Genomic DNA, 10,728 nt, shown 5'->3' with positions numbered 1-10,728 from the left:
CTTAATGGGGAGCATACCACAACAGTTGGAGGTGCAGTTTTTGTATGGCTAAATACCATGCACAAATAAAATTAAAGGCCGTTTTAGCTTACCTAGAAGGAACAGCTTCCTTGCAAACAATCACTCATGTATTTCATAGTATGTTACCCCTTAAAAAGGATTAGCTTGCTCAATATCAGGTGCTTGGAAATGAAGAAAAAGTTTTTCATCATGCTATCTATACAATTAAGTTTTCAGCGTACAGATTGACAGATGACCTAGCTACCTTCATATATTTTCATTTCTAATACCAATATTGTTCATTAGTATCGTCCCCTGTTTGGTTAAATTAAATTGGAAATGGATTTTATCTAGCTTCAATGGATCAAACTGTGGATTCGCTTCTTTAAAATCTTTTAATGAAAATCCATAATGTTGAAACACTGGTTCTGTAGTATTACCTGCATTGGAAAACGGTTTTTTCAGCACTTTTCCTCTTATGGCAGGTGTCAATTTGGCAATGTAATGAAGAGGCAAGCTTGCCTGGTTGCCATTGTGGTCCTCTACAGTTACTGTAAAATCGACCAGCTCCTCTTGTCTTAACTCCTTTTCTTCCTTTCTATCATCTGCAAGTGAAAATACGATAGCCGTGTTCTGTCCTAACTCCAGTCCTTTATCGGGAAGCGTCAACGTGTAAAAAGCTGGGGAAGAGGGGTCATTTGCATTCCACCCTAATCGAACGGCATTAAAATCTGCTTCGTCATATTTTAATTTTACTTTTTCTTCCTTCCATTCCTCCAAATTTTTACCGACCAGTTTGCCGTCTGGGACAGTGGTCGTGTTGAGATCAATATCTTCATTAAATGTAGCGATAAAAGTTGTTTGCGAATCATTGTAATTACTGATATACATGGTGTCAGGAAGCCACTCTTTCGCATAACCTAAATCTTTAAATATCGCTTTGTATGGTTTCTTATCTTTCAAGGTACTATCCAAAAAAGCGGAGATTAATACTTTAGCAATGGTTTCTTGCTGATCACGAGGCATAATTTGTTTGAGATTAAAGAGTTGATTTGCCGTGCCAGCTCCATCTCCTCGTCCCCATTTTTCATTAAATTGACCATGATTCGCACCATAGATATAGACAGACGCATTCATATAATCTTCCCTATCCGTATAGGACATCCGATATTGCTGATTAGCGCTATCGAAGGTGCTCACATCCATATCATGCGCTCCATGTAGTGCCAAATAGTTAATGTTTTTTAACGGAAGCGGTTTCCCTGATGGCAAATATTGTCCGTCTGTTCCTGCAATAGAAATGAGCGAGCGGATAGAAAAGTTATAGTCAAACTGAATGTTTCCATTATCAGGAGGATGGTCCATTTCGTTAAAAGCGGCTGCAATCGCAATAGCTTCTCCACCTCTGGAATGCCCAATCAGCGCAATTTGTTGCAAATTCACTTTTTGATAAAATGGATTGTTTTTATTCTCGTTCCATTCTTTCCACGTCTGTAAATGCTCTAGCAGCAGTAAACCTCTCGCTGGATTCTCATTCTCTAGCGGACTGGCCAAAAATAAATCATTGTAGGGTGAACCGTTAAGAAAGTTTTCATCTACAGATACAACGATATAGCCTCTACTCGCAAGAAGGTTACCTAAATATTCGTAACCCGGATCGGAATAATCAGTCATTAAATGGTTTCCATGAACAATCATGACTAACGGAAAGTCTCCTTTCCCTTCTGGGTACCACACATGACCGTTTAACGGCATTGCATCAGGCCCAAAACCGAGTGTTTTCGTGCGAACAGAAGACCATTTTTCTACAAAATGGCTCGCGTCCACTGTTTTAGTCATCAAAGAATTTTGTTTGTTAAACTCTTGTCGATAAGTATCCGGACTGCCGTAAGTGAGTTTTTTAACCGGATAGCTACCGGATTCCCCCGGATTTGTAAGCACAGTATTGTCATAACGTGGCGAAGTTTTAAGGTGCTTTAATACAACATTTGGGGTGTTAGCTTCCCCGGGATGAATCAGCCAATAACTCCCTGCTCCGATGCCAATTGTCATCATCAATAGAATTATGAGAACGCTAAGTTTTCTAGATTTTGCTGCATTTTTATAGCAGCCATTTACCCATTTAGATAGTAGTGCGCCCCACAAAGAAACAACAACCGCTATTAGTAGTATAAATGGGATTGCAACGTCCAAAGGGGCAATAAAGCAGAACAACAGAAATACAAGTGAAGTGAGTAGTACCCAGATATAACGACTAGGAATTTTCTTCAATCCATGCCATAGTAGCGTAAGAAATCCACTTATGAGTGTAACCGATAACATAAATAGGACGAGTGCCATAACGAAATCAAAAAAGCTACGCTGCTCTAATAAATACTTCCCTTGAATCAAAATCAATAGTATTGCTACGGTACTTAGAGCGCTAACTGCACCTTTCCAACCTGGTGACAATGGCTCTATACGGTTTCGTTTTCCATAATGCTTTCGAACAAATGACGCAATGTTTTTCTTGAATGCTTTCAAATTTTTTTGATCCCCCTACCTACAATCTATATTATAAGTATTCTATTGTAGGTGACAGGATGACTCTTTCTGACTGCTTTCATCATTCTTGCAATCATCATCAAATAAATGATTGTGCTGCTTGTGTATTGTTAAATAATCCAGTTTTTTCAGAGTAGGCACCTTATTTAAATTAGTAGCCGTATGGACGATTGTATGGTCGGCGATAGAATGGTGGATAGAACGGAAAAAATGGGTAGAATGGGTAGAATGGATAATACGGGTATTGATAACGCGGTCGTCTCCTTCTTCGACGTCTGCCATAACTGTCATAATCATATTCGTAGTCATCATCGTATCTGTCATATTGACCATAATTATATTGCATAATTTTTCCTCCTTTAGATTTCCGTATAGGTTATGCTATGTAAAGATCGACAGCCTACGCAATTGCCTAAATGTAAATATTGATAATCTTCAGTTGGTCACATTGGGCCTCCTCATTTTTAAGGAAGCCCGCAGAAAAGTCGACTACACAATTAGACATGTCCAATTGTGGATCCTCTTAGCAAAAGAACAATTACCTTTCCTAGCAATTTTCTAACGCTGCTTCACATTGAACTATCGATTGCGGGCGGCGAACACATTCATTAAGCTCTATCTATTGAGCTGAAATGCATGAGCCAAATATGTATATTGAATAGAACGAACTGATACAGTTGCTACAAATCTGTTCGCTTTTCTTAATCTTAATTGATGTCATGAACAAAACATCCCGAATGGGGAGCATAGTAACTCATCCACTATTCGGGGTTCAGTTCATTCATTCATTTAGTTGCTGGATTTTATATTAGCACTTTATAGCTCTCCTATTTAAAACGATGAAAATAGTTGAAGCTTTGTTTTTATTTATATAAGAAGATCTTGGGGTTTCCAATCTATCGGCTTTATGTTTTTATGCAGCCATTTCTTGTCAGGGGCTTGATATGGCGTACTTGCGATCAACCAATCATTGTGCCAACTAGCTGCGCCTGAACGAATCATTTCATCGAGCAAAATTTGAACAAAATCTTTTGGCTGCGTTTGAAACGCGTATCGTGCAAAATCTTGGAACCAACCACATTTTAGTAAGTAGTTAGCCATTTCCTCTCTTGGTAATCCATTGTTAATGATTAAGGTAAAGGAAAAAATCCGCTTACAAGCATGCCATGACACTTTCTCTGGTTTATCGAGCCATTGTTCAAGTCTCTTTCTCGCCAAATCAATTGTCTCTGATGGATTTTCTATTTGTGGTCCGTGTCCTGGGTAAGCTTTCTGAATGCGAAGCTTTGCTAACCTGTCTAAACTTTCTATTGACCGTTGAATAGCGTTCACACCTTCTCTAAAGATATTGAGCCAGCCAATATCTTTTTTGTGAAAGAGATCTCCACAAACTAATATCTCTTTTTCAGGTTCATAGAAAGAAACATGTCCTAGCGTATGACCTGGTGTATGTAAAACTTGCAGGACACTACTTCCCGTATCAATTTCATCCTTATCTGAGAGTATTTTATCCACTCGATATGGTTCTACTGGTTGGTCTAACCATGCTGCACTACAGGCTTCAGGATGACAGCAATTTATTAAATCAGCCTCCCATTTGTGAGCAGCAATAGGTAATTGATAACTTCTTTGCAGATGAAAATTGCCTCCAACATGATCACTATGATAGTGAGTGTTCACAATAAGATGTAATTCATTAGGTAGAACGCCTGCATCTTTTATTAATTGCTCTGTATCTTTTACATCACTGCCAAAACCCGTGTCAATAAGTATTGGAAGCTGATCCTTAACTAACATCATATTTGCACTTGGAAATTTTCTTTCAAAGAAAATAATAGTGGATGTCTTCATATCCAACTCTCCTTATATTTAAAATAGTAGATTTTTATATTTAAAATCCATATCAACCTAAAGGATAATACCAGAAAAATTGCCTTTTAATACTTCTTTTTCGTGTTGATTTTTACAGAAAAACGTTGTAACAATTGCAGTTCTATTATTTTCTTTTTTGTCATATTTTTCAATTTTCACTTCACAAATAATCGTATCACTCGTAAAGACGGGCCGTAAAAATTCAAAATTCATCGTACGAGCTAAGACATTATGTTCCCCACCCACTTTTGTTGGCAGCGTGGCTGTTAATAAGCCTTGAACTACTAGTCTCCCTTGTTCGTCTGGCGTTATATGATGAATTCCTTGGTCCCATGAAATATTTGCAAATAATTCAACATCTTTTACCGTATACGTTCTCTCAAACGTAATAATATCTCCTACTTTTAACGCCATGTAAAATCCCCCCTGTATGTCCACATTAAATAACTTAAATTTTCAGAATATATTTATTATACTCTTTTTATATGCATGTTAATTTTTTTAGTGCAAATAAATATACTGTGGATAGGAGTTGATCAAATGTATTTTTCTTCAAAAATAAAAGAAGAACGTCAAAAGCATAATATGTCACAACAACAGCTTGGAGAAAAACTTAATATTAGTAGACAATCTATTTCCAAATGGGAACGTGGAGAAAGTTACCCTAGTATTGAATTGTTAATTAAGTTAAGTGACATATTTGATATTACTCTTGATGAATTAGTAAAGGAGGATAATTCTTTGAAAGAGAAACTCATAAAAGATAGCCAAAAATTAGTCTATCCAAGATGGAATTTGTTTTTTGATATTCTTCTAATAATTGGGTTTTTAATCATACTAGCTAAGATATTCATTGTAATAGGTAATAAGTTATTTGATTTAAATATTGTGTTCTTACAGGATTCTCTGTTATTTCAAATTGGACCGTTTTTTATGACTATCATTGGAGCAATTGGCAGCGAATCTCTAGCCAAAAAATACAAATAATCATTTTGTTTTTAGAGTTATACACTATATAGGAAAGTCCCTTCAAACTATCTGAAGGGACTTTTTTTCAGTATATATCTTTTTAACAAAACTGCTCCGTTAGCTCAATAAAAAAAAAGAGCTGTTTAAGCAGCTCAATGTTCTTCAAGTAAAGCTTCCGTTAGTTTAAGTGAAAAACGTCACTGAAAGTTGAATAACAACTAATTCTTTTCAAACATTTTAAATTTCCGTCTAAGTTTTAATTACACTTAACTTTCAACGATAGCCCTTACTAGTTGGGTAATAAACCGGGTTTTAAGAGAAACCGTAATTGATCCATAAACCTTCATTTGCCGCTGTCGTTAACTTAATTACAAGGAAAGTAGTTGATATTCTAAATCCATTCCCTATTAAGTGAGAGTTTGTTGAAAACAACCAATTAGTCGCGTGCGGACGGTCAATGCTACCTACCCAAGCACCGCCTCATGTAATGCCTAGCTTTGTGCAATAGCCCCTACTCGGTTTAGAGTAGTCACATGATACAAAGATTGTGGAGGGCCAACAGATGTACCATGCTAAACGTGATTTATGATTATCATTTAACGTCCAAGTTACAATCTGAATTGTAATGATAAAAGCACATAATTAAAAAATATATTATAAATTAAACAGGAAATGAATAAGGCCACCCTTTAAGGAGTGGTCTTGTTGTATATTAGTTTGATTATTTCTTCATCAATATGTATATCCTTTTAATTGAAACTAAATAGAAAAACAATATTCCGTATATTACCAAGTGATGACTACTATAAAAATTTTCGAGAGTAAAGAGGGTGACATATATGGAAGAAGAAATTATTAGCGCACGCCAATTCACAATAATTGTATTTCTCTTTTCAATAGGTACAACTATATTAATTATTCCTGCAACGATGGCGAAAGCAGTTAAACAGGATGCTTGGATTTCGTCTATACTAGGGGTGATATTAAGTTTATTACTCGTAAAGCTTTTCATTTCTTTAGGAAATAGGACCCCAAATTTAACCTTTATTGAGGCCAATGAAAAAATACTAGGAAAATTTATTGGTAAATTTACCTCCGTTGGTTTTATCTCTCTACCTTTACTTTCAGCAGGAGAATTATTTTTTTTCATAGGGACTTTTATGAATACTGAAGTCATGCCAGAGACACCTAAAGTTGCATTTGCTATCTTGTTTAGTATCATTATTTTATTTGCTACTTATTTAGGGGTAGAGGTCTTTGCACGATGTGCCGAAATACTATTCCCTATGTTTTTGTTCTTATTTGTTGTTTTTGTAATTTGCATTTCTCCACAAATAGACGTTAAAAATGTACAACCGATACTTGATACACCAACAAAGTCACTGCTAGTTGGTATATTATATTTTATGAGCACCTTTTCTTTTCCATTGGTTGTTTTATTGATGATTTTTCCCTCTTCTATTAATGAACAAAAGCCAGCTCAAAAAGGGTTTTATATAGGTTCAATAGCAGGAGGTTTGGTATTAATTGTTATTATAACTCTCTCTGTACTTGTACTTGGGGCAACAAATACATCTCACCAATCTTACCCTAGCTATGCATTGGCTCAAAATATTTCAATTGGGAATTTTCTACAACGTATTGAGATAATAATGGCTTTTTTGTGGATGTTCACAATTTTTGTTAGATCGTATGTATATTTTTACGCATCAGTAAAGGGTTTAGCGCAGATATTCAATATTAAAGATCATCGACCGCTAATACTACCACTTGGAATGATTTCAATTGCATTTTCCCAAATTATGCATCCAAGTATTGTTCACTCAATTAAATATAATGAAGAAACATGGCCACTATTTACATTAACCCTAACCATTTTATTGCCTTTATTATTACTTTTTGTTGCAAAATTACGTAATATTCAGTAGGTAGCAGCAAGTTGATAGTCGGTCCTAGTAGTAAAACCCTTTTATAAGGTTACTCCAAACACAAATTCCCGCTGAAATTTCACCGTTTATTTTGAGTAACTTTTACAAAACGATTTAACTTTATTTCAAATCAACAATTCTTCCTGTTTTAAAAATTAGGATTAGTTTTTACAACTGGACAGACGTTGGACCTGAACATAGTTATGCAATTCGCCGGAGAGGCAACAGTGACTCTCTTCGATGAGGACGACATTGATGAGGACGACCACCTCGGCACCATCGTTATAAGTGAGTCGGAATTAAATCAAGGAGTCCACTCTCAGACATTCAACGGAGACGATGCCAACTACATTCTGTTCTATGCAGTGGTACCCACGGTAATCGGATAGCAATTGCAGAAGGCCACCTATCACGGAGTGGTCTTCTTTCTTTGGGGATTATTGAACTAAGAACTGGATAGTTTAAGAAGAAATCGTAATTCTCTCCTTTTAGTTTTTAGTTTCTTACTGTTATTTTACACTGATTATCCAACGGCAAAGCTGACGATGTTCCGATTTATGGATTGGTATAACCGAGAATCTTTATTAATTTCCATTTACATTATGTGGTTTGTATAAAGGAATGTGTTTAGCATCAACCTACAATTGGTTAACGCAACACACTAAAAACAATTGGAGGAATACCACATGAGTAAAGATGGATTTGTACCAAAAGATTTGCTTGAAAAACTGGCAAAAGAGGGAAATGAAGAAGCAAAGAAAACGCTTGTACAAATGGACACCATTGAACAAAAAAAAACGAAGGAAAAAAATAGTGATGATGCTGAAAATAGCGATGATGCTGAAATATCTCCCTCTGTAGCGCCAACTCAGGCCAAGCGGGAGATTTATGACAGTGGAAATACGGAAGATTTTAAGAAGAAGCTGGTTCGCAAGGAAGGAAATCCTCCTACTAGTGATGAAAACGTAAATTTTGCTTACGATCTTAGCGGACAAACACTAGATTATTTTAAAAATAAGCTTGGTCGAAACTCAATAAATAATGAAGGTATGGATCTGATATTCAATGTCCACTATGGTATCAAGATGAACAACGCCATGTGGGTGCCTAGATTGAACCAGATGGCCTTTGGTGATGGCGATGGCAAATTGTTTATCAATTTCACTCGAAGTATCGATGTAATTGCCCACGAAATGGCTCACGGGGTGACGGAGTTTATTAACGAGCTCGTTTATGAGCATCAATCAGGCGCTTTGAACGAGCACTTCTCGGATGTATTAGGGAGTGCCGTGAAGCAGCACGTGAAGGGACAAACGGCAGAAACTGCAGATTGGCTGATCGGGGATGAAATTGTCGGACCGGAATTTCCCGGCAAGGCATTACGGTCGATGAAAAATCCGGGAACGGCCTCTCAATTCGATCATCAACCTGCGCACTTTGATCATTACAAAGAGCTGCCTCTCAGTAAGGATAATGGCGGCGTCCATCTTTATAGCGGTATACCCAATAAGGCATTTGTCCTTGTATCGTTAGAAATCGGAACGGATCAGGCGGCATTCCTGTGGTATACTGCTTTTCAAAACAAGCAGATTATTCACCCCAACGCCACATTTGAAGAAGCATTCGAAGCTATCGTGCACGCGGCGGATATGCTTACTAGTCAAGGTAAGTTACCTCAACAAGCTGTAGATACCGTAAAGAATGCATTTCACGAGGTGGGTATTCCAAGCCGGATACCAAAATCCTGATTATGAAAATATATGTCGTACGTCATGGAGAAGCTTCGGGGAACCATCCCGAAGCTCCTCTCTCGGCATTGGGAATGCAACAATCGATACAAGTGGCGGCTTTTTTGGCTAAAGAACATGACCCTGCTGTAATTCGCGTTATATCTAGCCCTTTACTACGTGCAAGACAGACAGCAGACGAGATTTGTCGTGCTATTAATGGTGTGAGTTATAAAGCGGATGTCAGGCTTACAGAGCTTGAATTGGGCAATACGACTAATCAACCTAGGGATATATGGAATCAATTGCAGGAACTTTTCGAGCATAAAGAATTCGCCTTTCAGGGTGGCGAATCGATTTCTATGGTGGTGAACCGAGTAAGTTCATTGCTCAATGAATTGAATGAAGGCGATGATGACAATTCTGTCATTCTAGTCACGCACCGGGTAACGATGACACTTCTATTGTCTGAATTCGATCGAGGAATAGGATTTGAGCAGTGCAAGACCATGAACAATGTAGATGTTTATCTTGTTACAGCAGTGAATAACGGCAGTCAAGTTGAGCGAATATGGCGAATGCCGTAATCTATATGAACTTATAGGATATACAGCTGGAATATACGTAGATTCCTATTGTTATCTCCTAATGAGGTTGTTAAAGTTCTTAGTTTGCTTCCTTTCCCTCGTTACTATGGAAACCTTTTTATTGGTTGCTTCAATAATTCAAAATTAGTCATTCGCCCTTGTTTCTCCATGTATTCAAAGTGTGTCATTTTCTATTTCCTCCTTTGCAGTGTCTAAATTAACATCATCTTGTAAATACTTATATATGTAATAAAATCGCTATGAATACACCTGATAACTAAATCGTTCTTTATCAGACTCCACTAATTCATAGCGGTTTCTCCTATTTACCATTCCAACCAACTTTCTAACGCTGGTGCATCGATTGTGGACGTCTATCACGTTATTTTAAAAAATCGCCTCAACAGCTTTACTATATGCCCCTACAAATTTTGCTCTAATGTACTAGCAATCTGGCTGTTATGTTTATAGGCACGTAAATAAAAAATGTATTATTTCTTATTCAACTAAAGCCCACCGCTAGCTTAAGTATCTTCTTTCGAAAACTTTTTGCTTGGTGTTAATACAATTTAATAACCTTTTGTTCAACTCCCATAACGCCGTCCAATCAGCCACTCTCATTCATAGCAATGATTCATTCTCATCAACCTAACTATGTAAATGAAAAACATTCTTTAATATGAATATACTTTGATTTACCAAACATACATAAAAAAGAAAAAAGCCCAAACTCAAAATTAATTTCTTTATTATTGCCAAAAGGCAGTTGAAAGTTCGACTCAAACGAACTTTCAACTGCCTACTCAAATTTCAGATTTTTTCAGTGTCCCTTAAATATTCCAGGGCTGTTTATTTTCTGATATACATTTTTTGCATTGCACAGCCCTTTTTATTTGCTCTGACCTCTAAAAACTAGGATTACCAATCATTAGTAGGACATTCATTAGCAGGACTAACTGGAGGCGTAAGTCCTGAAAGAACAGGCGTTACTACACTGCCCGCCGCAAGGCGGATTTGTTGAACTTGTAGTACTTTAACAGTAAGATCCAGTACGATTTTTTCACGCAATTTACTGAAAGTTCCTTCAGGTCTTGCCATAGT

8 protein-coding genes and 1 pseudogene are annotated in these 10,728 nt (G+C 36.9%); 4 read left to right on the top strand and 5 right to left on the bottom strand.

The features are described from left to right. Positions 1 to 267: 267 nt before the first annotated feature. From H131_RS22760 to H131_RS22745, 4 genes are all read right to left on the bottom strand, one after another. Complete coding sequence (locus tag H131_RS22760) at positions 268 to 2,523, bottom strand: alpha/beta hydrolase (protein ID WP_010861491.1); 2,256 nt, start codon at positions 2,521 to 2,523, stop codon at positions 268 to 270. A gap of 172 nt (positions 2,524 to 2,695) precedes the next feature. Beyond that, positions 2,696 to 2,890 carry a spore coat protein gene (locus H131_RS24860; protein ID WP_153062537.1) on the bottom strand — a complete coding sequence of 65 codons (195 nt, stop codon included), beginning with the start codon at positions 2,888 to 2,890 and terminating at the stop codon, positions 2,696 to 2,698. A 521-nt stretch (positions 2,891 to 3,411) separates the two neighbouring features. After that, complete coding sequence (locus H131_RS22750; protein WP_010861489.1) at positions 3,412 to 4,395, bottom strand: MBL fold metallo-hydrolase; 984 nt, start codon at positions 4,393 to 4,395, stop codon at positions 3,412 to 3,414. Positions 4,396 to 4,452: 57 nt separating this feature from the next. Then, positions 4,453 to 4,830 carry a hotdog family protein gene (locus H131_RS22745; protein ID WP_010861488.1) on the bottom strand — a complete coding sequence of 126 codons (378 nt, stop codon included), beginning with the start codon at positions 4,828 to 4,830 and terminating at the stop codon, positions 4,453 to 4,455. A 126-nt stretch (positions 4,831 to 4,956) separates the two neighbouring features. Between H131_RS22745 and H131_RS22740 the strand changes: the two genes are divergently transcribed. The 4 genes from H131_RS22740 (at position 4,957) to H131_RS22725 (ending at position 9,627) form a co-directional block, all read left to right on the top strand. Further along, positions 4,957 to 5,403 (top strand): helix-turn-helix domain-containing protein, encoded by a 447-nt coding sequence (locus tag H131_RS22740; RefSeq protein ID WP_010861487.1) that lies wholly within the window; start codon positions 4,957 to 4,959, stop codon positions 5,401 to 5,403. Positions 5,404 to 6,224: 821 nt separating this feature from the next. Continuing rightward, complete coding sequence (locus H131_RS22735; protein WP_010861486.1) at positions 6,225 to 7,313, top strand: GerAB/ArcD/ProY family transporter; 1,089 nt, start codon at positions 6,225 to 6,227, stop codon at positions 7,311 to 7,313. A 686-nt stretch (positions 7,314 to 7,999) separates the two neighbouring features. After that, positions 8,000 to 9,061 (top strand): M4 family metallopeptidase, encoded by a 1,062-nt coding sequence (locus H131_RS22730; protein ID WP_010861484.1) that lies wholly within the window; start codon positions 8,000 to 8,002, stop codon positions 9,059 to 9,061. Positions 9,062 to 9,063: 2 nt separating this feature from the next. Then, positions 9,064 to 9,627, top strand: a complete 564-nt coding sequence (locus H131_RS22725; RefSeq protein ID WP_010861483.1) for a histidine phosphatase family protein — start codon at positions 9,064 to 9,066, stop codon at positions 9,625 to 9,627. A 918-nt stretch (positions 9,628 to 10,545) separates the two neighbouring features. Here the strand turns inward: H131_RS22725 and H131_RS25745 are convergent. Beyond that, positions 10,546 to 10,728: pseudogene (locus tag H131_RS25745) on the bottom strand (CsxC family protein); the annotation flags it as partial.

Origin of the sequence: Lysinibacillus sphaericus OT4b.31 (assembly GCF_000392615.1) — a bacterium.
GTDB classification, from domain to species: Bacteria; Bacillota; Bacilli; order Bacillales_A; family Planococcaceae; genus Lysinibacillus; species Lysinibacillus sphaericus_B.
The sequence above is the reverse complement of the archived record's forward strand: the minus strand, read 5'-3'. Positions and strand labels throughout refer to the sequence as shown.